The 24,872-nt window shown below is 71.1% G+C and carries 24 protein-coding genes and 4 tRNA genes; 11 read left to right on the top strand and 17 right to left on the bottom strand.

Annotated features, from left to right (window positions below; genetic code table 11):
- Window positions 1-174: 174 nt before the first annotated feature.
- From ASG87_RS11195 to ASG87_RS11185, 3 genes are all read right to left on the bottom strand, one after another.
- Window positions 175-250: transfer RNA gene (locus tag ASG87_RS11195), tRNA-Thr, on the bottom strand.
- 23 nt (window positions 251-273) lie between these two features.
- A tRNA-Gly gene (locus tag ASG87_RS11190) sits at window positions 274-347 on the bottom strand.
- Window positions 348-379: 32 nt separating this feature from the next.
- Window positions 380-465: transfer RNA gene (locus tag ASG87_RS11185), tRNA-Tyr, on the bottom strand.
- Window positions 466-723: 258 nt separating this feature from the next.
- Here ASG87_RS11185 and ASG87_RS11180 point away from each other — a divergent pair.
- Window positions 724-1,740 (top strand): acyltransferase family protein, encoded by a 1,017-nt coding sequence (locus tag ASG87_RS11180; protein ID WP_056004846.1) that lies wholly within the window; start codon window positions 724-726, stop codon window positions 1,738-1,740.
- Here ASG87_RS11180 and ASG87_RS11175 read toward each other — a convergent pair.
- From ASG87_RS11175 to ASG87_RS11130, 10 genes are all read right to left on the bottom strand, one after another.
- A complete protein-coding gene (locus ASG87_RS11175) occupies window positions 1,734-2,228 on the bottom strand; it encodes an acyl-CoA thioesterase (protein WP_056004844.1) in 495 nt (164 codons plus the stop codon). The two genes, ASG87_RS11180 and ASG87_RS11175, sit on opposite strands and share 7 nt — an antisense overlap.
- Before the next feature lie 39 nt (window positions 2,229-2,267).
- Complete coding sequence (locus tag ASG87_RS11170; protein WP_056004842.1) at window positions 2,268-2,762, bottom strand: GNAT family N-acetyltransferase; 495 nt, start codon at window positions 2,760-2,762, stop codon at window positions 2,268-2,270.
- Between the two features lie 110 nt (window positions 2,763-2,872).
- A complete protein-coding gene (ychF, locus tag ASG87_RS11165; RefSeq protein WP_056004840.1) occupies window positions 2,873-3,961 on the bottom strand; it encodes a redox-regulated ATPase YchF in 1,089 nt (362 codons plus the stop codon).
- 82 nt (window positions 3,962-4,043) lie between these two features.
- Window positions 4,044-4,628, bottom strand: coding sequence for an aminoacyl-tRNA hydrolase (gene pth, locus ASG87_RS11160; protein ID WP_056004838.1), 585 nt, complete (start codon window positions 4,626-4,628; stop codon window positions 4,044-4,046).
- Window positions 4,629-4,682: 54 nt separating this feature from the next.
- Window positions 4,683-5,342: a 50S ribosomal protein L25/general stress protein Ctc gene (locus ASG87_RS11155; protein ID WP_056004836.1), complete on the bottom strand. Its 660-nt coding sequence runs from the start codon at window positions 5,340-5,342 to the stop codon at window positions 4,683-4,685.
- Between the two features lie 157 nt (window positions 5,343-5,499).
- Window positions 5,500-6,438, bottom strand: a complete 939-nt coding sequence (locus ASG87_RS11150) for a ribose-phosphate diphosphokinase (protein WP_056004834.1) — start codon at window positions 6,436-6,438, stop codon at window positions 5,500-5,502.
- A gap of 61 nt (window positions 6,439-6,499) precedes the next feature.
- Window positions 6,500-6,576, bottom strand: a tRNA-Gln gene (locus ASG87_RS11145).
- Window positions 6,577-6,650: 74 nt separating this feature from the next.
- Window positions 6,651-8,033 (bottom strand): 4-(cytidine 5'-diphospho)-2-C-methyl-D-erythritol kinase, encoded by a 1,383-nt coding sequence (gene ispE / locus ASG87_RS11140; RefSeq protein ID WP_056004832.1) that lies wholly within the window; start codon window positions 8,031-8,033, stop codon window positions 6,651-6,653.
- 52 nt (window positions 8,034-8,085) lie between these two features.
- Window positions 8,086-8,676: a lipoprotein insertase outer membrane protein LolB gene (gene lolB, locus ASG87_RS11135; RefSeq protein WP_056004830.1), complete on the bottom strand. Its 591-nt coding sequence runs from the start codon at window positions 8,674-8,676 to the stop codon at window positions 8,086-8,088.
- The gene (locus ASG87_RS11130; RefSeq protein ID WP_200949066.1) at window positions 8,673-10,412 is read right to left on the bottom strand and encodes a tetratricopeptide repeat protein; all 1,740 of its coding nucleotides are present in this window, start codon (window positions 10,410-10,412) and stop codon (window positions 8,673-8,675) included. The genes lolB and ASG87_RS11130 overlap by 4 nt, the downstream gene beginning before the upstream one ends.
- Window positions 10,413-10,542: 130 nt before the next feature.
- Between ASG87_RS11130 and hemA the strand changes: the two genes are divergently transcribed.
- The 4 genes from hemA to ppk2 all read left to right on the top strand — a co-directional run bounded on the left by hemA (window position 10,543) and on the right by ppk2 (window position 15,915).
- Window positions 10,543-11,814, top strand: coding sequence for a glutamyl-tRNA reductase (gene hemA / locus ASG87_RS11125; protein ID WP_056004829.1), 1,272 nt, complete (start codon window positions 10,543-10,545; stop codon window positions 11,812-11,814).
- Between the two features lie 65 nt (window positions 11,815-11,879).
- On the top strand, window positions 11,880-12,959 hold the full coding sequence (prfA, locus tag ASG87_RS11120) for a peptide chain release factor 1 (RefSeq protein WP_056004828.1): 1,080 nt from the start codon (window positions 11,880-11,882) through the stop codon (window positions 12,957-12,959).
- A gap of 37 nt (window positions 12,960-12,996) precedes the next feature.
- A complete protein-coding gene (locus ASG87_RS11115) occupies window positions 12,997-15,102 on the top strand; it encodes a tetratricopeptide repeat protein (protein WP_082582913.1) in 2,106 nt (701 codons plus the stop codon).
- 42 nt (window positions 15,103-15,144) lie between these two features.
- Window positions 15,145-15,915, top strand: a complete 771-nt coding sequence (ppk2, locus tag ASG87_RS11110; RefSeq protein ID WP_056004826.1) for a polyphosphate kinase 2 — start codon at window positions 15,145-15,147, stop codon at window positions 15,913-15,915.
- A 419-nt stretch (window positions 15,916-16,334) separates the two neighbouring features.
- Here ppk2 and ASG87_RS11105 read toward each other — a convergent pair whose 3' ends face one another.
- Genes ASG87_RS11105 through ASG87_RS11095 form a run of 3 tightly spaced genes read right to left on the bottom strand, consistent with a single transcriptional unit; the run spans window position 16,335 to window position 18,356 of the window.
- Window positions 16,335-16,601 (bottom strand): acylphosphatase, encoded by a 267-nt coding sequence (locus tag ASG87_RS11105; protein WP_056004824.1) that lies wholly within the window; start codon window positions 16,599-16,601, stop codon window positions 16,335-16,337.
- Between the two features lie 7 nt (window positions 16,602-16,608).
- Window positions 16,609-17,082 (bottom strand): TlpA disulfide reductase family protein, encoded by a 474-nt coding sequence (locus ASG87_RS11100; RefSeq protein ID WP_056004823.1) that lies wholly within the window; start codon window positions 17,080-17,082, stop codon window positions 16,609-16,611.
- On the bottom strand, window positions 17,079-18,356 hold the full coding sequence (locus tag ASG87_RS11095) for a YihY family inner membrane protein (RefSeq protein ID WP_056004822.1): 1,278 nt from the start codon (window positions 18,354-18,356) through the stop codon (window positions 17,079-17,081). Before ASG87_RS11095 ends, ASG87_RS11100 begins: the two co-directional genes overlap by 4 nt.
- Window positions 18,357-18,465: 109 nt before the next feature.
- Between ASG87_RS11095 and wrbA the strand changes: the two genes are divergently transcribed.
- Both wrbA and ASG87_RS11085 read left to right on the top strand, forming a co-directional pair.
- Entirely contained in the window at window positions 18,466-19,065 is a 600-nt protein-coding gene (gene wrbA, locus ASG87_RS11090; protein WP_056004821.1) for an NAD(P)H:quinone oxidoreductase, read from the top strand.
- Window positions 19,062-19,412, top strand: coding sequence for a DUF2069 domain-containing protein (locus tag ASG87_RS11085; protein ID WP_056004819.1), 351 nt, complete (start codon window positions 19,062-19,064; stop codon window positions 19,410-19,412). Before wrbA ends, ASG87_RS11085 begins: the two co-directional genes overlap by 4 nt.
- Before the next feature lie 13 nt (window positions 19,413-19,425).
- Here the strand turns inward: ASG87_RS11085 and ASG87_RS11080 are convergent, their stop codons facing one another.
- On the bottom strand, window positions 19,426-20,898 hold the full coding sequence (locus tag ASG87_RS11080; RefSeq protein WP_056004817.1) for a PLP-dependent aminotransferase family protein: 1,473 nt from the start codon (window positions 20,896-20,898) through the stop codon (window positions 19,426-19,428).
- A 111-nt stretch (window positions 20,899-21,009) separates the two neighbouring features.
- Between ASG87_RS11080 and ASG87_RS11075 the strand changes: the two genes are divergently transcribed.
- The 4 genes from ASG87_RS11075 (at window position 21,010) to ASG87_RS11060 (ending at window position 24,867) form a co-directional block, all read left to right on the top strand.
- On the top strand, window positions 21,010-22,005 hold the full coding sequence (locus ASG87_RS11075) for a transporter (RefSeq protein WP_235499624.1): 996 nt from the start codon (window positions 21,010-21,012) through the stop codon (window positions 22,003-22,005).
- A gap of 106 nt (window positions 22,006-22,111) precedes the next feature.
- Window positions 22,112-23,752 carry an acyl-CoA dehydrogenase family protein gene (locus ASG87_RS11070; protein ID WP_056004815.1) on the top strand — a complete coding sequence of 547 codons (1,641 nt, stop codon included), beginning with the start codon at window positions 22,112-22,114 and terminating at the stop codon, window positions 23,750-23,752.
- Window positions 23,753-23,757: 5 nt separating this feature from the next.
- Window positions 23,758-24,285: an AAA family ATPase gene (locus ASG87_RS20950; RefSeq protein WP_056004813.1), complete on the top strand. Its 528-nt coding sequence runs from the start codon at window positions 23,758-23,760 to the stop codon at window positions 24,283-24,285.
- Window positions 24,286-24,381: 96 nt separating this feature from the next.
- On the top strand, window positions 24,382-24,867 hold the full coding sequence (locus ASG87_RS11060) for an asparaginase domain-containing protein (RefSeq protein ID WP_056004811.1): 486 nt from the start codon (window positions 24,382-24,384) through the stop codon (window positions 24,865-24,867).
- Window positions 24,868-24,872 lie beyond the last annotated feature (5 nt).

Below are 24,872 nucleotides of genomic sequence, written 5' to 3'. Positions count from 1 at the left end.
CGTCTTGCCGTGATCCACGTGACCAATCGTGCCCACGTTCACGTGCGGCTTGGTGCGTTCGAATTTACCCTTTGCCATGCGCGCTAAACCCCGATGGAGTCAATGAGTGAAAGAAACTACCCGATGAGATCAGGTCGTGAATTCAGGCGGTACCGCAACATCAACCGCGAGAGATGGTGCTCATGACTGGAATCGAACCAGCGACCTCTTCCTTACCAAGGAAGTGCTCTACCGACTGAGCTACATGAGCACGAAACACGAAGACGGGTCCAATGGAGCGGGAGACGGGGATCGAACCCGCACCATCAGCTTGGAAGGCTGAGGTTCTACCATTGAACTACTCCCGCCTGGATTGGACAGCCCTACGCGGAAACTCGTCTGGTGGAGGGAGGTGGATTCGAACCACCGAAGGCGTAAGCCAGCAGATTTACAGTCTGCCCCCGTTGGCCGCTTGGGTATCCCTCCAACAAAGAACGGCTATTGTCGTGAGCGCCCGGAAATGTGTCAAGACTTGCGGGCACAAAAAACGACGGAGTCCGTCGCCGGCGCAGGCGCGCATCGCTGCGCGCCTGAATGCGGCCGCGCATCATAACGCTTCGCCCACGACACCTGAACCCCGGATGCGTTGTGGTGGCACGCATGCCCGATGCGATCTCCCGGCTTCCCGCCTCGCCCCATGCCGCCTCTCTCCGCACCACCGCTCCACGGCCGCCTGCCGCATCCGTGCCGCGCGACGCGTGGCTCGACAACGCCCGCTTCGGGCTGATCGTGCTGGTGGCATTCGGCCACGCGCTGGAGCCGCTGGCCGGGCATTCGCCGTGGCTGGATGCGGCCTACCGCTTCGTCTACCTGTTCCATGTGCCGGCGCTGGCCCTGCTCTCCGGCGCCGTGGCCAGCGCTGACGCGGACGCCCGCCTGCTGCGCGGCATCACCTTCCGGCTGCTGCTGCCCGGGCTCGCCTTCCAGGGCCTGTACGCATTGGCCTCGCATGCGCCCGGATGGCCGGACGACGGCCCCGTCGGCATCGCCACGCCGTACTGGATCCTCTGGTATCTGGCCAGCCTGGCCGGCTGGCGGCTACTGCTGCCGCTGTTCGCCCGGCTGCGCCACGGGCTGGCGCTGGCCGTGCTGCTGGCCGTGCTGGCCGGCGGCGCGGACGATCTGGGCTACAGCCTTTCGCTGTCGCGCACCTTGGTGTTCTTCCCGCTGTTCCTGCTCGGCTGGCGCTACGGCCGGAACTGGCGGGACGCCCTGCACCATCCTGCCGTGCGCAGGATGGCACTGCCCGTGCTGGCCGGGCTGCTGTGGCTGGCCTGGCGCTGGACGGACGCGACGCCCTGGCTCTACGGCAGCCAGGGCTACGCCAGCCTGGGGGCGAGCCCGACCGAAGGCATCGCGCTGCGCCTGCTGCAACTGGCCGCCGCCGTGCTGGGCAGCGCCGCCTTCCTGAGCCTGGTGCCGCGCCGCCCGCTGCCGGTCTCGCGCCTGGGCGCACGCAGCCTGCCGGCGTATCTGCTGCATGGCTTCGTGGTGAAGCTGGCGGTGGCCGCCGGTGCGTTCGGCTGGCTGGCCGGCTGGCCGCCCGCCGTGCTGCTGCCGGCCCTGCTGGCACTGGCGCTGCTGTGCGCGGCGGCGCTGTCGAGCGTGACGGCCGAGCGGCTGTCGCAGCCGCTCGCCGCGCCGCGCTGGCTGGAACGTCGGCTATGGCGCGAGGAACGCCGCGCACTCTCGGTTCACTGAGCCTCCGGCTCGACGCGCATCGCCGCCACCTGCCGCTCCATGTCCTTGGACAGCGCCATCAACTGCTGCGCGCGGGATTGCAGGCGGCGCTCCTCCTCGTTGCGCGGCTGCCACGGCGGCACCGGCGTGGGACGACCGTCGGGGCTGTCCAGCGCCACGAACACCATCACGCAACTGGTGGCCAGGCGCTGCTCGCCCTTGCGCAGGTCCTGCGCCAGCACGTCCACCGCCAGATGCATGCTGGACGTGCCGGTATGGATCAACCGCGCCCGCACCGTGACCAGGTCGCCGATCAGGATCGGCGCCACGAACTGGATGCCGCTGACCGACACGGTGACGCAGTACGCCCCGCTCCACGCCACCGCGCAGGCGTAGCCGGCCTGGTCGATCCACTTCATCACCATGCCGCCGTGCACCTTGCCGCCGAAATTGACGTCGGTGGGCTGGGCGAGAAAGCGGAACGACACTTCGTGCTGCTGGCCTGGCATCGCGGACTCCGGCGGATCGTTCGGACAAAGGGACGCGCATTATGCCCGCTTGCGCCGACGCACCGCCGGCACGCGCTCCAGCACCATCGGCGTGGAAAGCACGCCGTTCGGCGAGGGCCGCTCCGGCCCGGTGGCGACGAAGCCCAGCCGCAGGTAGGCCGGAACCGCCACGCGGGTGGCGTTGAGGGTGAAGCGCCGCGTCCCCGCGCGCCGCACCGCATCGCGCATGGCCCGCTGCCACAGCCGGCGTGCGATGCCCCGCCGCTGGTAGCGGGTGCCGACGAAGAAGTGCATCAGGTGGCAATCGTCGCGGACCGCGGCGACGCCCACCAGGGTGTCGCCCAGGAAAGCGAGCTGAAAGCGATGGCCGGCCGCGATCCGCTCGCGGATCGCCCTGGCGCCGAGCCGCGACAGCAAGGCCATGCCGGCATCGCGCGGCTGGTCCGGCAACACCCAGCGGCGCACGACCCGGCGCATCAGCGAGCCGATCGCGCGGGCATCGTCCGCGCGCCCCAGGCGCATGCGTAGAGTCATGCAGGCCAAGCCCTCCCGGCGTGTTCCGACGCCAGTCCAGTGTGGCAAGAACCTCGGCCACAAAAAAAGCCCCGCGAAAGCGGGGCTTTCGATGACGTGCTCGGCTGCGCTCAGACGTTGAACAGGAAGTGCAGCACGTCGCCGTCCTTGACGACGTAGTCCTTGCCTTCCTTGCGCAGGCGGCCCGCGGCGGCGGCGCCGGCTTCGCCCTTGTACTGGATGAAATCGTCGTAGCCGATCGTCTCGGCGCGGATGAAGCCGCGTTCGAAGTCGGTGTGGATCACGCCGGCGGCCTGCGGCGCGGTGAAGCCGCGGCGGATCGTCCAGGCGCGCACTTCCTTCACGCCGGCGGTGAAGTAGGTCTGCAGGTCGAGCAGCTTGTAGCCGGCGCGGATCACCCGGTTCAGGCCCGGCTCGTCCAGGCCCATGTCCTTGAGGAATTCGTCGCGGTCGGCATCGTCCAGTTGTGCCATCTCCTCCTCGATCGACGCGCACACCGGCACCACCTCGGCGCCTTCCGTGGCGGCGCGGGCGCGCACCGCGTCGAGCAGCGGGTTGCCTTCGAAGCCGTCGTCGGGGACGTTGGCGATGTACATCAGCGGCTTCAGGGTGAGCAGGAACAGGTCGCGCACCAGCGCCTTCTCTTCCTCGTCCAGGCCGGCGCTGCGCGCGCTGCGGCCTTCGTTGAGCGCGGCGGCGAGCTTCTGCAGCACCGGCTTCTTCGCCAGGGCTTCCTTGTCGTTGGCCTTGGCCGCGCGCTCGGCGCGGTTCAGCGCCTTCTCCACCGACTCCAGGTCGGCCAGCGCCAGCTCGGTGTCGATGGTCTCGATGTCGGCGATCGGGTCGACCTTGCCGGCGACGTGGACCACGTCGCCCTCGAAGCAGCGCACCACGTGGGCGATCGCGTCGACTTCACGGATGTGCGCCAGGAACTTGTTGCCCAGGCCCTCGCCCTTGGAGGCGCCCGCCACCAGGCCGGCGATGTCGACGAACTCGACTGCGGTGGGAATCACCTTCTGCGGATTGACGATGGCGGACAGCGCATCGAGACGCGGATCGGGCACCGGCACCACGCCCACGTTCGGCTCGATCGTGCAGAACGGGAAGTTGGCCGCGGCGATGCCCGCCTTGGTCAGCGCGTTGAACAGGGTGGACTTGCCGACGTTGGGCAGGCCGACGATGCCGCATTTGATGCCCATTTTTGACTCCGGGATTCGGGATTTGGGATTCGGGATTCGGAAGAGCGGGCCGCCGTGCTTCTGGCGAATCCCGAATCCCGAATCACGGATCCCGGCTTGTATGCAACTGCTGCATCGCCTTGTCGAACTGGCCGTCCACAGCCAGCGGCAGCACGTCCAGCGCGCGGGCGATGCCGTCGAGGATGGCGTCTTCGTCCTGCGCCGAGGGCCGGCCCAGCACCCATGGCGTGACCTTGTCGCGGTGTCCGGGGTGGCCGATGCCCACGCGCAGGCGGTGGAACTTGCCATGCCCCAGGTGGGCGAAGAGGTCGCGCAGGCCGTTCTGGCCGCCGTGGCCGCCGTCGAACTTCATGCGCACGGCACCGGCGGGAAGGTCCAGGTCGTCGTGGGCGACCAGGCACTCCTCAGGCGCGATCTTGTAGTAGCGCAGCGCCGCGGCTACCGCGAGCCCGCTCTTGTTCATGAAGGTGGCCGGCTTGAGCAACCATACCGGCGTGCCGCCGATGCGCACCTTGCAGCTCTCGCCGTGCAGCTTGCCGTCGAAGCTCCAGCGCTCGCCCTGCCCCGCCGCAAGGGCGTCCACAAACCAGAACCCGGCATTGTGCCGGGTTCGGAGGTAGTCGGCGCCGGGGTTGCCCAGTCCGACGATGAGTTTCAGGCCAGCCATGCGCACGAGCAGCGGCGGCTGGCCCGCGCCCGATGGGACGCGGGCCAGCGCGGCTTACTTCTTGTCGTCCTTCTTGGCCGGCGCGGCGGCGGCCGGCGCAGCCTCGGCGTCCGCCGGGGCTTCCTCGACCTCTTCCTTCACCGTGTTGGCGGTGACCACGGCGATGTCGTGGTCGGCGCCCTGATGCAGCGCGGCGATCTCGACGTTCGCCGGCAGCTTGAGCTGCGACAGGTGAATGATGTCGCCCGGCTTCAGGTCGGCCAGGTCCAGCTCGATGAACTCCGGCAGGTCCTTCGGCAGGCAGGAGACTTCCACTTCCGTCAGGTTGTGCGAGATCACCACGCCGGAGGTCTTGCCGGCCGGCGAGGATTCCTGGTTGAGGAAGTGCAGCGGAACGTTGACGCGCACCGCCTCGTTCTCGTTGATGCGCAGGAAGTCCATGTGCATCATCTGCAGCTTGAACGGATGCTTCTGCCAGTCGCGCACCAGCACCTTCTGCACCTTGCCGTCGACGTTCAGGTCGAGCACCGAGGAGAAGAACCACTCGTGCTTGGCGGCGAGCAGGATGGTGTTGTGCTCGATCTGGATGCTTTCCGGGGGCTGGCCCGCACCGTAGACGACGGCCGGCACGAAAGCCGCGCGACGCAGGCGGCGGCTCGCACCTTTCCCCTCGTCCTTGCGGCTCTGCGCCTTGATTTCATGGGTCTTGGACATTGCTTTACTACCTTGGTTGGTGTTGCCGCCTCGCGGCGGCCGGTTGACTTCCCCGCGACCAGGGAAGTCGGGTTTCTTTAGAGCGGGATTCGGGATTCGGGATTTGCAAAAGCGCCGGTGCCTGCCCTGACGAATCCCTAATCCCGAATCCCCGCTCTCAATCCACGTACAACGAACTCACCGACTCGCCGAAGGCGATGCGGCGGATCGTCTCGGCCAGCAGCTCGGCCACCTGGAGCTGGCGGATCTTGACGCAGGCGCGGGCTTCCGGACGCAGCGGCAAGGTGTTGGTGACCACGAGCTGGTCGAGCTGGGAATTCTCGATGTTGCTGATCGCCGCGCCGGACAGCACCGGGTGCACGCAGTAGGCGATCACCTTGCGCGCGCCCCGCTCCTTCAGCGCCACCGCGGCGGCGCACAGCGTGCCGGCGGTGTCGACGATGTCGTCCACCATCACGCAGGTCTTGCCGTCGACGTCGCCGATGATGTTCATCACCGTGGCCACGTTGGCCTTCGGGCGGCGCTTGTCGATGATCGCCAGGTCGGCGTCGTCCAGCCGCTTGGCGATCGCGCGGGCGCGCACCACGCCGCCGACGTCCGGGCTGACCACGATCAGGTCGTCCATGCTGTAGTTGCGCCAGATGTCCGCCAGCAGGATCGGCGAGGCGTAGACGTTGTCCACCGGGATGTCGAAGAAGCCCTGGATCTGGTCAGCGTGCAGGTCCACCGTGAGCACGCGGTCGACGCCGGCGGTGCCGATCAGCTTGGCCGCCAGCTTCGCGGTGATCGGCACGCGCGCCGAGCGCGGGCGACGGTCCTGGCGGGCGTAGCCGAAGTACGGGATCACCGCGGTGACGCTGGCCGCCGAGGCGCGCTTGAGCGCATCGACCAGGGCCAGCAGCTCGATCAGGTTCTCCGCGCTCGGCGCGCCGGTCGGCTGCAGCACGAACACTTCCTGGCGGCGGACGTTCTCCTCGATCTCGATCTGCACCTCGCCGTCGCTGAACTTGCCCACCAGCGCCTTGCCCAGCGGCACGCCCAGGCGTTGGGCAACGTCCTCGGCGAGCGCACGGTGCGCATTGCCGGTGAAGAGCATCGGGGCGGACGTGTCCACGGTGAGTTCCTCGCAAACCTGTTCTTAAAGAGCCATGGATGGATGGCTGGGGCGGCAGGATTCGAACCTGCGCATGCGGGAATCAAAATCCCGTGCCTTAACCAGCTTGGCGACGCCCCAGTAGTGCTTTATCCGAGTACCTATCCGCTCGCATCGGTCCGCCTGGTGGCGGGCCGCGTCCTGTCCTGCTTCCGTCAAACCGCGCCCCGCTGGCGCGCCAGCGCCGCGTGCAGGGGCGAAACGTCCACCCCGGCGGCCACCTGCGCGGCGAACGCCGGCGGGCATTGCCGCGCGATCCGCTGCGCTTGGCCGCGCGATGCCGTCTCCAGGAAAACGCAGCCGCCGCTGCCGGACAGGCGCGCCCGGCCGAAGCCGCCGAGCCAGTCCAACGCGGCCGCCACCCGCGCATGCCGCGCGCGCGCGACAGGTTCGAAGGCGTTTTCCGTCGTTTCGCCGGAAGCAAAGGACGAAATTGTCGCCCGCGGTGCATTTCGTGTCAATTCAGGCGCTTGAAAAAGCGCCGCGGTCGGCACCGCTTCGCGCGGGTCGAGCACCACGTACCAGCGGCGCGGCAGCGTTATCGGGCTGAGCCGCTCGCCGACGCCCTCGGCCCAGGCCGAGCGGCCGCGCACGAATACCGGCACGTCGGCGCCGAGCTGGCGCCCCAGCTCGGCCAGCGCGTCCTCGTCCAGCCCGGCCCGCCACAGCAGGTTCAGCGCGACCAGCACGGTGGCCGCGTCCGAGCTGCCGCCGCCCAGGCCGCCACCCATCGGGATGCGCTTGTCGACGGCGATGTCGGCGCCCAGGGCCGTCCCGGCATGCCGTTGCAGCAGGCGCGCGGCGCGCACCAGCAGGTCGCTCTCGGCCGGCACGCCGGGCACGTCGGTGACGCGCCGGATCTGGCCGTCGTCGCGCACGCGCAGGCGCACCTCGTCGCCCCAGTCGAGCAGGCGGAACACGGTCTGCAACTCGTGGTAGCCGTCCGGGCGGCGGCCGGTGATGCGCAGGAACAGGTTCAGCTTGGCCGGCGCCGGCCAGCGGCTCCAGTCGTGCCGGCCGCGCGCCAGCGCGCGGCGCATGTAGACGCGCAGGTGCATGGGAAAGCCGCGCTCGCGGTCGAGCCGGCGGTGTTCGGCCAGGGCCGGGGTGTCGTGCCGCGGGTCCTGCGCGACGAAGCCGTGGCGCGCGTAGAACGGCGCGTTCCACGCCACGTCGGCGAGCGTGCCGAGCACGATCGAGCGGTAGCCCGACTCGGCCGCCCAGGCGCAGGCATGTTCGAGCAGGGCCGCGCCGATGCCGCGCCGGCCGTGGCTGGGCAGCACGTCGATCTCGGCGATCGCGGCCTCGTCCGCCTCGATGCCGACCCCGACGTAGCCTACCGCCTGCCCGTCCCCGTCCAGCGCCACCCAGACCCGCCCCGCCTCGATCGCTTCGGCCAGCGCCTCGCGGTCGCTCGGCGTGCTGGCGGCATAGGCGGCCCACGCCTCGTGCCCGCGGAACAGCTCCAGCGCGGCGCACTCGATCTCGCGCAGCCGCTCCACCTGGTCGATATGCGCGGGGACGATGGAAAAGGACATGGGATGGCCGGTTGCCCGGCGCGCCGGAGGGCGCGCCGCAAGGCCGCGAAGTCTAGCGGATGCTCCAGCTCTCGACCGACAGCCGGACCTTGTACGGCGGCTTGCCGGCGAACACCTTCTTCGGCAGCGGCGGCTGGCGCGCGGTGTCCCATTCGCGGTAGTCCACGGTCCAGCCGTCCTGCTGCAGCAGCGACGGCAGGCGGTCGGCGCCGAAGCTCAGCTCGGCCGGGCCGCTGTCGGCGCGCAGGCCCAGCACCCAGGCACGCAGTTCGCGCAGCGGCACTTCCCAGCCCAGCGCCTTGCGGGTCAGCGACTCGGCGTCCGGGCCGCGCAGCGGGCCGCCGTCGAGCCCTTCCAGCAGGGCGCCGTCCGGGCCGCCGCTCAGCCGGAAGCTCTTGCCCGGGGCGTGCATGGTGAAGGCGTAGCGGTCGCCGTCCTGGGTCCAGTCGAGGTCGCCGCTGCCGCCGCTGTGGCCGTCGGAGACGCTGAGCCGCCCCTGCAGGGTCCAGTGGTCGACGCCGGCCAGCGCCTTCTCGCGCGCGGCCTGCGCATCGAGCAGGGCCGCGTCGCCCTTCATGCGCACCACGGGCGCGCAACCGGCCAGCAGCGACACCGCCGCCGCGGCCATCAGGAATCTCTTCATGGTTTCAGGCGCTTCAAGGTGGCTTGCAGGCTGGCGTTGTGCGGATCGATGCGGCGTACCTGGTCGAAGACCTGCTGCGCGTCCTGCTGCCGGCCGCTCTTCCACAGCACTTCGCCCAGGTGCACGCCGACGTCGGCGTCCTTGCGCGCGTTCCACGCGCCGCGCAGGGTCTGCACGGCCTGGTCGAGATGACCGAGCCGGTATTGCAGCCAGCCCCAGGAATCGGCGATGGCCGGGTCGTCCGGCTTGGCCGCGCGGGCCACCCGGATCAGCCGCTCGGCCTCGGGCAGGTCGCGGTTGGCGTCGGCCAGCGTGTAGCCGAGCGCATTGCTGGCGTCGACGTCGTTCGGCTTCAGCGTGAGCAGCCGGCGCAGGTCGCCGACCGCCTTGTCCACCTTGCCCGCCTCGGCATAGGCCAGGCCGCGGCCGTACAGCAGCGCCGGGTCGTCCGGCACCACCTGCAGGGCCCGGCTGAAGGCGTTCTCGGCGGCCGGGTAGTTCTGTTCGCGCATGTACAGCTCGGCGTCGGCCTCGTAGGCATGCCGCAACTGGGTGGGCTGGTCGAGATAGGCGGTCTGCAACTGTTCGAGCAGGGCGTGCGCGTCGGCGCGCTTGCCCTGCTCGTGCAGGATCACCGCGCTGCGCAGGTCCGCGTCGAAGGCATGCTCGTCGTCGTCGGCGACCTGGCCGTACCAGTCCAGCGCTTCGTCCTTGCGGTCCTGCATCTCGGCCAGTTGGCCGAGCAGGAAGGCGCTGCGCGTGCGCACCTCGTCCGGCGCCTGCTGCAGTTGCCGGTACAGCCGCGCGATGGCCTTCTGGTCCTTGGCCTGCGCCGCCAGCGCCGCCCGCAGGGCGTAGGTGTCGGCGTCCTGCGGGCCGCCGTCGAGCAGTTTCGCCGCGGCGGCGTAGTCGCCGGCCTGGCTGAGCATGCTGGCGTAGGCCAGGCGCAGGCGGGTATTGCGCGGCTCCTTCGCCAGCGCCTTCTTGAGCAGGGCGCGGGCGCCGTCGCGGTCGCCCGCGCGGAATTTCACCTGCGCGGCCCAGGTATAGGTCTCGGCCGACTGGAAGCGCTGCATCGCCGCCTCGGCGATGCGCACGGCGTACGCATGCCGGCCCAGCTTGTCGCCCAGCTCGCTCATCGCCAGCCAGGCCTGCGGATCGGGCGGCAGCCGCTGCGGGGTCGCCAGCGCCTCGAGCAACTGCGCCGCCTGCGCGGGATCGCGCGCGCCCACCAGCACCCGCCCGAACTGGCGCCAGGCGTCCTTGTCGCCGCTGCCGACCAGCTTCTCGAGCTGCCGCCGCGCCTCGGCGGTGTCGCCCTCGTCCAGGGCCAGTTGGGCGCGTGCCTGGGCCAGCGCCGCCGGTCCGGCACCGAGCGCCTGCCAGCGGTCGATCGCCCGCCGCGCCGTCGCACCGTCGTGCACGGCGATCGCCAGGGTGGCGGCCCGCTCGGCCACGCGCGGATCGTCGGACAGGACCATCGCCTTTCCGTAGTGGCGCGCGGCCGTGGGCAGGTCGGTCCGGGTAAGGGCCATCTCGCCGGCCAGCAGTTGCGCCAGCAAGTCGTGGTCGGCATCGGGCGTGACCACGGCAAGCCGGGCCAGCGGCTGCGCCGGGGCGGCTTCGCTGCCGCCCGTGCGCAGGGGGGCCGCGGCGCAGCCCGCCAGGGCCAGCGCCAGCCCGCCGCACGCCGCAAAATGCCGCAGTTGCTTGAACTTGGTCGATCCGCTCAGCACACTAGTCCTCGTCAAACGGTCCGTTTCGGCCGTACCTGGCTGCCGTCCGGCATCGTCCGGCCAGGCCCGGTATGGGCACCAAGCTTAGCCTACGCCGCCGGATGCCTGTCGCCCTTCACCAGTCCATGCCATGCCGCTGATCGCCCTCGGGCTCAATCACCTCACCGCGCCGGTCAACCTGCGCGAGCAGGTGGCGTTCGACGCGGACGCCGCAGGCCCGGCCCTGCTCGAGCTGAGCCGCGAGCCGGGGGTGGAGGAGGCGCTGATCCTGTCCACCTGCAACCGCACCGAACTGTACGTCGGCGTCGCCGCCGGCGCGGAGGGCGTACCGCAGGCGTGGCTCAGCCGGCATCATCGTCTGACTCCGGGCAGGCTCGACGAGTTCCTTTACCGGCACGACGAGGACGCCGCCGTGCGCCACATGTTCCGCGTCGCCACCGGGCTGGACTCGATGGTGCTGGGCGAGCCGCAGATCCTGGGCCAGGTGAAGGACGCCTACCAGCAGGCGCGCGACGCGCAGGCGCTGAAGGCGCCGATGGACCGCCTGCTGCAGCACACCTTCGCGGTCGCCAAGCGGGTGCGCACGGATACCCGCATCGGCGCGCACACCGTCTCGGTGGCGTTCACCGCGGTGCGCCTGGCCGAGCAGGTGTTCACCGACCTGAAGCAGGCCTGCGTGCTGCTGATCGGCGCCGGCGACACCATCGAGCTGGCCGCGCGCCACCTGGCCGACAAGCAGGTACGCCGGCTGATCGTGGCCAACCGCACGCTGGAGAACGCGCAGGAGCTGGCCAGCCGCTACGGCGGCTACGCGATCGCCCTGCACGACCTGCCGCAGCACCTGGCCGAGGCCGACATCGTGATCGCCTCCACCGCCGCGCGCCAGCCGGTGGTGACCCGCCCGATGGTGGAGCAGGCGATCGCCGCGCGCCGGCGCAGGCCGATGTTCATGGTCGACATCGCCGTGCCGCGCGACATCGAGCCGGCCGTGGGCGAGCTGGAGGACGTGTTCCTCTACGGCATCGACGACCTGCGCCAGGTGATCGACGACAACCGCCGCTCGCGCGAGGCCGCGGCGCGCGAGGCCGACGCCATCATCGACCTGCAGGTGGAGCGCTACATGGCCTGGCGCCGCGCGCTCACCCTGAAGAACCCGGCGATCGACCTGCGCCAGCACGCCGAGCAGTACCGCGACGAAGTGCTGGCCAAGGCGCAGGCCATGCTCTCGCGCGGCAAGTCGCCGGACGAGGCGCTGGCCTTCCTCGCCAACACGCTCACCAACAAGCTGCTGCACCATCCCAGCGCGCGCCTGCGCGAGGCGGCGCTGAGCGGCGACCTCGAACTGCTGCACGTGGCGGGCCGGCTGTACGGCCTCGATCAGGAAGTGAGTGGAGAGGAGTGAGAAAATAGAGAAAGCCTCACCCAGCTACTCTCTCTTCTCACTCCTCTCCACTCACTCCTCCCTCCATGACCCCATCGATCCGCCGCAAGCTCGAGGCATTGGCCGAACGCCACGAGGAAATCGGCCTGCTGCTGTCGCAGCCCGACGTGCTCGCCGACAACGGCCGCTTCCGCGGGCTGTCGCGCGAGTACGCGCAGCTTGAAGCGGTGGCCGCCGCGCTGCGCGAGCACGACCAGGCCGAGCGCGAGCTGGCCGAGACGCGCGCGATGCTGGCCGATCCCGAGCTGCGCGAGATGGCGGCCGACGACGTCGCGCGGCTGGAACGGCGCCTGCTCGACCTCGACGCCGAACTTCAGGTCCTGCTGCTGCCGCAGGATCCGCGCGACGAGGCCAACCTGTTCCTGGAAGTGCGCGCCGGCACCGGCGGCGACGAGGCGGCGATCTTCGCCGGCGACCTGTTCCGCATGTACGCGCGCTACGCCGAGCGCAAGCGCTGGCACGTGGAGATCCTCAGCGAGAACCCCGGCGAGCACGGCGGCTACAAGGAGATCGTGGCGCGCGTGGAGGGCAAGGGCGCGTACTCGCGGCTGAAGTTCGAATCCGGCACGCACCGCGTGCAGCGCGTGCCGGAAACCGAGTCGCAGGGGCGCATCCACACTTCGGCCGCCACCGTGGCGATCCTGCCGGAGATGGACGAGATCGAGGACATCGAGATCAATCCGGCCGACCTGAAGACCGACACGTTCCGCGCTTCCGGCGCGGGCGGCCAGCACGTCAACAAGACCGACTCGGCGATCCGCATCACCCACCTGCCCACCGGCATCGTGGTGGAGTGCCAGGACGAGCGCAGCCAGCACAAGAACCGCGCCCGCGCGCTGTCCCTGCTGAAGGCGCGCCTGCTCGACGAGGCCCAGGCCAAGCAGACCGCCGCGCAGGCTCAGGAGCGCCGCCTGCAGGTCGGCTCGGGCGACCGCAGCCAGCGCATCCGCACCTACAACTTCCCGCAGGGCCGGATCACCGACCACCGCATCAACCTCACCCTGTACCGGCTGCCCGAGGTGATCGCCGGCGACCTCGACGAACTGCTCGACACGCTCACCCGCGAGCACCAGGCCGACCAGTTGCAGTCGCTCGCCGCCGGCTGAGCTTGGCGCACCCGGCGGCCTGGGTTAGCGTGCGCGGATGAATCCGGCCGCTTCCCCCGAACGCCCCGCCCTGCTCCAGCGCATTGCCAGCCTGCTTCATCGCGGCGCCAGCGCCGAGGCGCGCACGCTCGCCGCGGACGCGCAGCGGCAGTTCCCCGCCGACGCCGAGCTGGCCCGCCTGCACGCCATGGCGCTGATGCAGCTCGGCCAGCGCGAGGAGGCGCGCCGGTTGCTGCTGCAGGCGGAGGCCGCCGCCCCCGACCATGTCGACCTGCAACGCGACCTCGCCGCGATCGCCCTGGACGAGGGCGACCGCGAGGCCGCCGTGCGGCGGCTGCGGCAGGCCCTGCAGCGCGCGCCGGAGCATCCGGCCCTGCTGCACGATCTCGGCCAGTTGCTGCTGGGCCTGGGCGAGCACGACAAGGCGCACGCGGCCTTCGCGCTCGCCCTGCATCACGCGCCGCGGGAGCCCGGCCTGTACCTGGGCCTGGCCGCCGCCGAACTGGAACGCGGCCAGGTCGCGCAGGCCGCCGTGCAGGTCGGCGAGGCGCTGCGGCATGCGCCCCGGCTGGCCGCGGCGCATGCCCTGCACGGCCACGTGCTGCAGGCGCAGGGACGCTTCGAGGACGCCGCCGACGCCTACCTGCGCGCCGCGCGGGAGGCGCCGCAGGAGCCGCAGCACCCGCTGCTGGCCGGCCAGATGCTGGACGAATCCGGCCGGCTCGAAGACGCCGCCGAGGCGTACGCGCGCGCCCACGCGCTGGACCCGGCCTCCGGCTCCGCCCTGTCCCAATTGCTGTTCGCCCGCCGGCGCCTGTGCGACTGGCGCGGGCTGGGCGACCTGGCCGAAGCGTTGCGCAGGGCAGTGGCCGACAGGCGTACCGGCATCGCGCCGTTCCCGTTCCTCGCCGAGGATGCCGACGCCGGCACGCAGCGCCGCTGTGCGGCCGTCTTCGCCGATGCCGTCGAACGGCGCATGGAGCCGCTGCGCCGTCAGCTCGACTTCCGCTACGCGCCGGCCGCGCCCGATGCGGCGATGAAGGTCGGCTTCGTCTCCAACGGCTTCGGCGAGCACCCGATCGGCCTGCTCACGGTGGCCCTGTTCGAGGCCCTCGCGCGCGACGGCGTGCTCGACCTGCACCTGTTCGCCACGGTGCCGGACGACGGCGGCCTGACGCGGCGCCGGCTGGCCGCCGCCGCGACCGTCCACGAAGGCGCCGGCCTCGATCCGGCGCAACTGGCCGGGCGCATCCATGCCGCCGGCATCGAGGTCCTGTTCGACCTGCGCGGCTACGGCGCCGGCGCCAATGCCGACCTGTTCGAGTTGTGCCCGGCGCCGGTCCAGGTGAACTGGCTGGCCTACCCGTCCACCTCGGGCGCGCCCTGGATGGACTACGTGCTGGCCGACCCGGTGGTGCTGCCGGTCACCCTGCGCGACGGCTTCAGCGAGAAGGTGCTGCGGCTGCCGCGCTGCTTCCAGCCGAACGACCCCGGCCGCGTGACGGCGCCCGCGCCTTCGCGCGAAGCGTGCGGCCTGCCGGCGCGCGGCGTCGTGTTCGCCTGCTTCAACAACAGCTACAAGATCAACCCGGCCATGTTCGCGCGCTTCATGGCGATCCTGCAGGCCGTCCCCGGCAGCGTGCTGTGGCTGCAGGGCGGACCCGGGCAGGCCGACGAGCGCCTGCGCCGTGCCGCCGCGACCGCGCAGGTCGCGCCGGCGCGGCTGGCGTTCCTGCCGCGCCTGCCGCATGCCGATTACCTGGCGCGCTACGCCCACGTCGACCTGTTCCTCGACACCCTGCCCTATAACGCTCACACCACGGCGGTGGACGCGCTGTGGTCGGGCTGCCCGTTGCTCACCTGCGCCGGTCGCACCCTCGCCGGGCGCGTCGCGGCCAGCCTGCTCCACCACCTGGGCCTGCCCGAGCTGGTGGCGGCCAACGAGGACGACTACGTGGAAACGGCCATCGCGCTGGGCAGCGACCCGGGCGCGCTGGCGACCCTGCGCGACCACCTGCTGCGCCTGCGCGAGGACCACCCGCTGTTCGACATGCGCGGCTTCGCGGTCGATTTCCGCCGCGCCGTGCAGGCGATCGGCGCCCGCCAGCGCATCGGCCGGCCGCCCATCGACCTGGATTTCTGAACCTGGATTCCTGACCGGCGGCAACCGCCGTGGAGCATTCCCATGGGCAAGCACGGCAAGCGCAAGGCACTGGACGAACTGCAGCTCGAACTGCTGCGCCTGCAGTACTGGCTGCGCCGCACCGGCAAGCGGCTGCTGGTGATCTTCGAGGGACGCGACGCGGCCGGCAAGGGCGGCACCATCAAGCGCATCGTCGAAACGCTCGACACCCGCGGCTATCGCGTCGTCGCGCTGGGCAAGCCGAGCGATGTCGAGGCGGCGCAATGGTATTTCCAGCGCTACGTGGCGCACTTGCCGGCGGCCGGCGAGTTCGTGCTGTTCGACCGCAGTTGGTACAACCGCGCGGTGGTGGAACCGGCGATGGGCTTTTGCAGCCCGGCGCAGTACGAGGCGTTCCTCGACGCGGTGCCCGGCTTCGAGAAGCTGCTGGCCGACGACGGCATCATCCTGCTCAAGTACTGGCTCGCCGTGGACCAGGAGGAACAGGAGCGGCGCTTCGCCGAACGCGCCAGCGATCCGCTGAAGCGCTGGAAGCTGTCGCCGGTGGACCTTGCCGCGCGGCAGAAATACGCCGAGATGGGCCGCCTGCGCGACACCATGATCGAGCGCACGCACGCCGACCGGGCGCCGTGGTTCGTGGTGGACTTCAACGACCAGAAACGCGGCCGGCTCGACCTGATCCGCCACCTGCTCGGCCAGTTGCCCTACCAGGACGAGGACATCCCGGCGGTGAAGCTGCCCAGGCTCAAGGGCAAGCCGAAGCGCGAGCAGGTGACCGCGCAGGCGCTGAAGGTGCCTGGCCATAAAGCGTGAACGGGCGAGACAACCGGCAAGGTGCGAGCCAGTGCGGCCGTGCCAGCGCCTCGGAGTCTGTTCAAAGGCTCCCAGGTGTCCCCTACGAACCCCTACGAAGCGTCATCCCAGCGAAAGCTGGGATCCAGTGGCTCTGCTTTTTGGAAGGCATCAAAGTCGCTGGATTCCTGCTTTCGCAGGAATGACGACCGGGGAAGCACGAGGGGATTCCAGTCTCTCAGCCCCCTACGAAGCGTCATCCCAGCGAAGGCTGAGATCCAGTGCCTCTAAGATTCTGGGGAAGCGAAAGTCGCTGGATGACCAGCCTTTCGACCGTTGAAGCGCCTCCTGCTTGACCGGCCGCAACCGTTGAAAGCCGCAGGAATGGCAAGCGGAGAGCGAGGCGGTTCCAGTCCGTCAGGGAAACTTTGAACAGGCTCTCAGCCGAGCCCGAAGCCGGACAGCGCCTGCTCCGGCAGCGCCTCGCGCGCGACGGCCTCCACCCGCGCCAGCGGCGGTCCCTGCCGCAGCCAGCGTTCCAGCGCGTCGAGCGCGCCCGGCTCGCCGCTGGCGAGCACTTCCACGCGGCCGTCAGGCAGGTTCCTCGCGTGGCCGGCCAGGCCCAGCACCAGCGCCTGCTCGCGGGTGCCGGCACGGTAGAACACGCCCTGCACCTTGCCGCTGACGAGGAACCGCGCGGTCGCCATCAGCGGCTCACTTCAGGCCGATCGCGTCGCCCAGCGACTTCTCGGTGACCGGCCCGACGAAGCGCCTGGCGACCTTGCCGTCGGGCCCGATCAGGTAGGTCGTGGGCAGGCCGCGCGGCTCGTCGAAATCCTTCGGCGGGTTGTCCAGGGTGACCTGGGCGACCGGGTAGCTCACCGGGTGCTTGGCGACGAAGGCCTCGATGTCGGCCGGGTCGGAGTCGTCGTAGGCCAGCCCGATCGCGCCGACCTTGTCCTTGTGCGCGCTGACGAAGCGCGAGATGTCGGGCATCTCCTTGATGCACGGTATGCACCAGGTCGCCCAGAAGTTGACGATGACCCAGCGCCCGCGCTGCGCGGCGAGGTCGTAGGGCTTGCCGTCCAGCGTGGTGACCTTCAGCGCCGGCTGCGCCGGCATCGCGGCGAAGGCCGGCGCGGCGAACAGCACGGCGGCGGCAAGGACGAGCGGCTTCAACAGCGTCATGGTGCGGATTCCTCGGGGTCGTTCGCCGCGTCGGCGAGCGGGGGATAGATACGGTCCAGCCGCGTGCCGAGCGCCGTTTCCAGCGTTTCGGCCATCGCGTCGAGCAGTTCCAGCAGGGTGGTCGGCAGCGCGATGCCCAGCGCCTGCGCCTCCTCGGCGGGGCGCAGCGGCAGGCGGTACTGCGTGTGATTGTAGACGCGCAGCAGGTCGGTGCTGTCCAGGCTGCGGCAAAGCAGCCAGCCGCCGGCCTCGCCGCGCTGGATCAGGTCGGCGCGCTGCAGGTCCTCGAAATAGCAGGCGATCGACGCGCTGCGCAGGTAGGGCTCGCGCAGCCGCACCGTGGCCGGGTCGACGCTGCCGCCCACGCGCTGGGCTTCGACGAAGTGCCGCAGCACCACCAGCAGGCCGAGGAATTCCGCGCCCTCGGGCAGGGTCGCCGCCGGCGCGTGGTACTCGTAGGCCGACAGCGAGGCGGCGATCGACGCGGCGAGGATCACGATCACCCACGACAGGTAGATCCACAGCAGGAAGATCGGGATCGCCGCCAGCGCGCCGTAGATCTGGCTGTAGGTGTTGGCGTGGCGCACGAACTCGGCGAAGCCCCAGCGCGCGATCTCGAACAGCACCGCGCCGAGCAGCGCGCCGATCGCCGCGTCGCGCCGCGAGACCTGGCGGTTCGGGATCACCGTATACATCAGCCACAGCGTCACGAAGGTGACCACGAACGGCAGCACGCCGAGCAGCCGCTGGCCGATGCCCACGCCCAGGTCGTAGGCGCCGTGCAGCAGCGGCATCGCCGTCACGTACGAGGTCACCGCGATGCCGCCGACCACCAGGATCGGCCCCAGCGTCAGCGCGGCCCAGTACAGCAGCAGGCGCGAACCCCAACTGCGCGGCTGGTGCACCCGCCAGATCCGGTTGAGCCGGTCCTCGATGCTGATCATCATCGACACCGCGCTGAACAGCATCACCAGGATGCTGATGCCGGTGAGCTTGCTGGCGTTGTCGGCGAAGCCCTCGATGGTCTTCTGCACCGTCTCGCCCGCCGCCGGCACGAAGTTGTTGAAGACGAAGTTGATCAGCGTGCCGCGCCATTCGGCGAACACCGGGAACGCCGAGAACATCGCCAGCACCGCCACCGTCAGCGGCACCAGCGACACCAGGGTGGTATAGGACAGCGCGCCGGCGGTCTCGAAGCACTTGTCGTCGACGAAACGCTGCCAGATGAAGCGGCTGAAGCTGGTTGTGCGGTCGCGGTCGAAACGCCAGGCCATGGCTATCCTTGGGATCGTCGGCGCCCTGCGCGCGGGCGGCAACATCAGCGGAGGCGACCGGTACACTAACCGATCCGCACTGAACCGCCCAAACCGCGAGCCGCGCCGCATGAACGACATCCTGGTCCTGTACTACAGCCGCAACGGCCACACCGCCCAGCTGGCGCGGCTGATCGCGCGCGGCGTCGAGGAGGTGCCCGGCATGCGCGCGCGGCTGCGCCAGGTGCCGCCGGTGGCACCGGTGACCGAACGGGCGCAGCCGCCCGAGCCGGAGGACGGCGCGCCCTACGCGAGCACCGCCGACCTGGCCGAGTGCGCCGGCCTCGCGCTCGGCAGCCCGACCCGCTTCGGCAACATGGCCGCGCCGCTGAAGCACTTCATCGACGGCACCGGCGCCGAATGGGCCAGCGGCGCGCTGGCCGGCAAGCCGGCGGTGGTGTTCACCTCCACCGGCACCATGCACGGCGGGCAGGAATCCACGCTGCTGACGATGGCCCTGCCGCTGCTGCACCACGGCATGCTGCTGCTCGGCCTGCCCTTCACCGAGCCGGCCCTGAACGCCACCCAGAGCGGCGGCACGCCCTACGGCGCCAGCCACGTCGCCGGTGCCCGCGGCGACAACGCGATCAGCGAGCACGAGCGCGAACTGGCGCGCGCGCTGGGCCGCCGGCTCGCCGGCATCGCGCTCAAGCTCGCGGTGCAGCCGTGAGCGCGCCGGTCGCCCGCACCTATCGCGTCGGCCGGATCGCCTGGTTCGCGCTGATCGCGCTGCAACTGGCCTGGCACGGCTGGCTGGCGCCGCCGCAGGCGATGCCGACGTGGCTGCTGCTGGCGATCACCGTGGTGCCGCTGCTGCTGCCGCTGCTGGCGATCCGCGACCTGCGCCGTGCGCTGCTGTGGGTGGGCATCCTCAGCCTGTTCTATTTCTGCCACGGCGTGTCCGAGGCGTGGAGTTCGTCCGCCGAACGCTGGCTGGCGCTCGCCGAGATCGCGCTGACCCTGCTGCTGATCGCCGCGCTCGGCGCGGGCGTGAAGCGCAGGCGTACCGCGCCATAACCGCGCAGCCGCGTCAGAAGCAACGGGCAAGCCGGCGCACGCCTTCCTCGATCTGCCGCGGCGTCGCGCCGCCGTAGCCCAGGATCAGCCCGCCACGCGACGGCGGCTCCAGGTAGCACTGCGACAACGGACGCGCCGACACGCCGCGCCGCGCGGCCTTGCGCGACACCGCCACGTCGTCCACGCCCGGCGGCAACAGGCCCACCAGTTGCATGCCCGCATCCGCGCCGACCACCTCGAACCGTCCGTCCAGTTGCCGCCCGATGGCATCGAGCAGGGCCGCGCGCCGCTCGCGGTACAGCACGCGCATGGCGCGGATGTGCCGCGCGAAATGGCCCTCGCGGATGAAGTCCGCCATCGCCAGTTGCGGCAGGCTGGCGGAAAACGTGTCGATGGCGTCGCGGCCGGCGCGGAACGCCGGCACGAGATCGCGCGGCACCACCATGTAGCCCAGCCGCAGCGCCGGGTACATCACCTTGCTGAAGGTGCCCAGGTAGATCACCCGCGCCCCGGCGTCCAGCCCCTGCAGCGATGCCACCGGACGCCCGCCGAAGCGGTATTCGCTGTCGTAGTCGTCCTCGACGATCCACGCGCCCTCGCGCGCGGCCCAGGCCAGCAACTGCATCCGCCGCGCCGCGCTCATGGTGGTGCCGAGCGGGAACTGGTGCGAGGGCGAGATGTAGGCCACGCGCGCATCGCGGGCGCGGCGCACGCCCTCGCCCACGTCGATGCCCTCGCCGTCCACCGGCACCGGCACCATCCGCACGCCCGCTGTACGGAACGCCTGGTGCGCGCCGGGATAGCCCGGGTCTTCCATCCACGCGCGCTCGCCCGCGTCGAGCAGCACGTGCGCGCAGATCTGCAGCGCCTGCTGCGAGCCGGTGGTGATCAGCACCTGCCGCGCGTCGCAGCGCACCGCGCGGGCGGCGCCCAGGTAGGTCGCGATGGCCTCGCGCAACGGCTCGTGGCCGGCCGGATCGCCGTAGGCCATCGTCGCCACCGCCAGTTGCCGCGCGTGGCGGCTCAGCAGCCGGGCCCAGCGTCCGGTCGGGAACCGGTCCAGCGCGGGCAGCCCCACGCGGAACGCGCCCTGGCTGTCCAGCCAGGTCTGCTCGGGGCCGTGCAGGCCGGCGGCGCGCCCCGCGATGCGCCGTGGCACGCCCCGGTCCGGCGGGGCGCTGCGACGTCCGCCGCCGGGCACGGCCCACGCATCGCTCGGTATCGCCTGCGCGACGCGGGTGCCGGAGCCGGCGAAGCTCTCCAGGTAGCCCTCGGCCAGCAACTGGTCGTAGGCGCTCAGCACGGAGATGCGCGAGATGCCCAGCTCGCCGGCCAGGCTGCGGGTGGAAGGCACGCGCTGGCCCGGCCGCAGGTGGCCGTCCAGGATGGCGCGGCGGAACCAGTCGGACAATTGCCGGTATATCGGCACGCCGCCGTCCGGATCGATCGCGACCGGCGGCACGAAACTGGCGGGGGCACGTGTCATCGCATGATCCGGATGGCGCCGAAGTGGTCCTATCAGATCACATCGAAGTGGCTATTTCCGCCAACCGCACCGGGCACTAGCGTGAGGCCCGCACCAGCCACGAGGCCGACCGTGAAAGCCCATCGCCACCCGACCGACCGCCCCTTTCCGCACCCGGCCTCGCTTGCCCTGGCCGCCCTGCTGGGATGCGCGCCGCTGCCCGCCCTCGCGTTGCCGGCCGTCGCCGATGCGGCCGCTGCCGATACGTACCGGCAAAGCCGGGACGACGCCTGGTGGACCGGCCCGATGATGGCCAACTCCGCGGAAACGCTGCCGCCCGGGCACTTCCTCGCGGAGCCCTACCTCTACGACGTCCGCAGCGCCCACGCCGACGGCTTCGGCTCCCGCACCTACCTGCTGTACGGGCTGGCCGAGCGCCTCACCGTCGGCGTCATCCCGGTGTTCGGCTACAACCGGCCCGACGGCGCGCCCGGCAGCCGCGGCGCGGGCATGGGCGACTTCACCGTGCAGGCCCAGTACCGGCTCACCGAATTCCAGGAGGATGGCTGGCTGCCGACCACCGCCGTCATGCTGCAGGAAACCCTGCCCACCGGGCATTACGACCGCCTCGTCCGGCCCGCCGACGGCATGGGCAGCGGCGCCTACGGCACCACCCTGGGCTTCAACGCGCAGACCTACCTGTGGATGCCCAACGGCCGCATCCTGCGGCTGCGCCTCAACCTGTCGGCCTCGCGCTCCGGCCGCGCCCGCGTGCGCGGCGCGAGCGTGTACGGCACCGATGACGGCTTTCGCGGCAGCGCCCGCCCCGGCAACGCCTACGGCATCGACGCGTCGGTGGAATACAGCCTCACCCGCCGCTGGGTGCTCGCCATGGACTTCCTCTACAACCGCAACGGCTCCACCCGGGTGACCGGCCGGGCCCGGGCCGGCCTGCCGCACGACCTGCGCATGGAGTCGGGCCGCAGCGACGCCTACGGGATCGCGCCCGCCGTCGAATACAGCTGGACGCCGAACGTCGGCGTGCTGCTGGGCACGCGGGTGATCTTCGGCGGCCATCGCACGCCGTCCTCGGTCACGCCGGCCATCGCGATCAACTACGTGCACTAGGTCGGACCGCCGCATCGGGCACGGGCGCGGACGCGCTGCCGGGCCGACATCGGCGCAATAGTGGGCGCGCCTATACTCGAAGCCTCCGATCCGCCGGGAGCCGACCATGGGATTCGCGCAAGACCCGCCCCAGCTCGCCCATCCGTACCGCGACGACCGCGTGCTGCACGCGATGCTGGAACGCGCCCTGCCCCCGGCGCGGCGCGGCGCGCTCGATCCCGACCTGCAGGCGCTGGGCGACTACGCGCAGGCCGCGTGGCAGCGCGCCGGCCGCACCACCCGCCGCAAGCCCGTGCTCACCCAATGGGACGCCTGGGGCAACCGGGTCGACCGGATCGAGCTGACCGAGGCTTGGCAGGAAGGCCCGCGCATCGCCACCGCGCACGCTGTGCTCGCCTCGGGCCACGAGGCCGGCGAGCACGCGCGGCTGGAGGAATTCGCCCGCGTCTACCTCTACCACGTCGCCAGCGAGTTCTATACCTGCCCGCTGGCGATGACCGACGGCGCCGCCACCGCGCTGAAGGCATCGGGCAACCGGATGCTGATGGAGCGCGCGCTGCCGCGCCTGCTCAGCCGCGACGCCGCCACGTTCTGGCTGAGCGGGCAATGGATGACCGAGAACGCCGGCGGCTCCGACGTCGGCCGCACCGAGACCGCGGCGCGCCAGGACGCGGCGGGCCAGTGGCGCCTGTACGGCCGCAAGTGGTTCAGCTCGGCGGTGGTCGGCGAGGCGGCGCTGGGCCTGGCCCGCCCCGAAGGCGCCGGCCCCGGCACGGGCGCGCTCGCGCTGTTCTACGTGGAAACCATGGACGGCGCGCGGCGCCGGCCGGAGCTGGTCATCGACCGGCTCAAGGACAAGCTGGGCACGCACGAGCTGCCCACCGCCGAGATCCACCTCCACGGCCTGCCCGCCTGGCCGCTGGGCGAGCTGGCCAACGGCGTGCGGCAGGTGGCGCCGATGCTCAACGTCACCCGCACCTGGAACGCGGTGTGCGCGGTCGCCAGCATGGCGCGGGCGATCTCGCTGGCGCGCGACTACGCGACGCGGCGCTCGGCGTTCGGCCGCCCGCTGGTCGAGCTGCCGCTGCACGCGCACACCCTGGCCGACATGCAGGCCGAGTTCGAGGGCGCGTTCGCACTGGCCTTCGAGGTGGCGCACCTGCTCGGCCGCGTCGAACAGGGCGACGCGGCGGCGCACGAAGCCGCGCTGCTGCGCCTGCTCACCCCGCTGGCCAAGCTGTGGACCGGCAAGCTGGCGGTGAAGCTGTGCTCGGAGGCGCTGGAATGCTTCGGCGGCGCCGGCTACATCGAGGACACCGGCCTGCCGCAACTGCTGCGCGACGCGCAGGTGTACGCGATCTGGGAAGGCACCACCAACGTGCTGTCGCTGGACAGCCTGCGCGCCCTGGCCGGCGACGGCCTCGCGGCGCTGCGCACCGCCAGCGAGGGCTGGCTCGAAGGCGGCGACGACGCCGCGGCGTCCGACACCATCCGGCAGGCGCTGGACGCCGCCGCGCGCTGGCTCGATCGCCACGGCGCCGCACGCGACATGCTGGAGGCCGGCGCGCGCGGCCTCGCCTTCACGCTGGCGCGCTGCGCCGCTGCGGCCCTGCTCGCACGCCAGGCGACCTGGGCCGGCGCACGCGGCGACCGCCGCCCGGCCGCCGCGCTGCGGCGCTTCGTCGGCCACGGGCTGGACCGGCTGGTATCGCCCGCTGCGGACGACACCGCGCTGCTGCTCGGTTGAAGCCCATGCAACTGGCGGAACTGGGAAAGCGCATCTGCATCCTGGGCCCGTCCAACAGCGGCAAGTCGACCCTGGCCGACGCGATCGCGCGCAAGCGCGGGCTGCAGGCGATCCACCTCGACCGGCTCCACCACCTGCCCGGCACGGACTGGGAACCGCGCCCGCCGCACGAGTTCGCGGCCCTGCACGACGAGGCCATCCTGGGCGACGCCTGGGTCATGGACGGGAACTATTCCCGCTGCATGCCGCAGCGCTTCGGGCGGGCCACCGGCATCATCCTGCTGGACATCGCCACGCCGCTCAGCCTGTTCCGCTACGCGAGGCGCTGCCTGTTCGAGCGGACCCGGGCGGGCGGACTGGAAGGCGGGCGCGACAGCCTCAAGTGGGGCATGCTCCACCACATCGCCATCGTCACGCCGGGAAACCGCAGGCGCTACGCGGAGCTCTACCACAAGCTCCGGCTGCCGAAGCTGCGGCTCGCGTCCGCGCGCGCCATCGACCGCTGCTGCCGGCAATGGGATCTCGAACGATGAGCGCGCGCCGGACGGCGGCGCAGGCCGTTCGGTTCCGGTCGTGCACGGCGCGGCGTTAGACTAGCGCCTTTCATGTCCACGACCCGGCTCCCGACCATGCAGCACCTGACCATCGTCACCACCGGCGGCACCATCGACAAGATCTACTTCGACGACAAGTCGGACTACAAGATCGGCGCGCCGCAGATCGGCGACATCCTCGGCCAGCTCGGCGTGGCGTTCCAGTTCGACGTGATCCCGATCCTGCGCAAGGACAGCCTGCACGTCACCGACGAGGACCGCGCACTGATCCGCTCCACCATCGAGGCGCAGCCGCACCGCCACGTGCTGGTCACCCACGGTACCGACACCATGGTGGAAACCGCCAAGGTGCTGGCCGGTCTCCCGGGCAAGGTGATCGTGCTGACCGGCGCGCTGAACCCGGCGCGCTTCCAGGGTTCCGACGCGGTGTTCAACATCGGCTGCGCCGTGGCCGCCGTGCAGACCCTGCCCGACGGCGTCTACATCACCATGAACGGCCGCGTGTGGGACCCGGCCAGGGTGCGCAAGAACCGCGACGCGAACCGTTTCGAGCAGGCCTGATCCTG

The sequence above is a fragment of the Frateuria sp. Soil773 genome (genome assembly GCF_001428405.1).
In the GTDB taxonomy this organism is placed as follows: domain Bacteria; phylum Pseudomonadota; class Gammaproteobacteria; order Xanthomonadales; family Rhodanobacteraceae; genus LMSL01.
The sequence above is the reverse complement of the archived record's forward strand: the minus strand, read 5'-3'. Positions and strand labels throughout refer to the sequence as shown.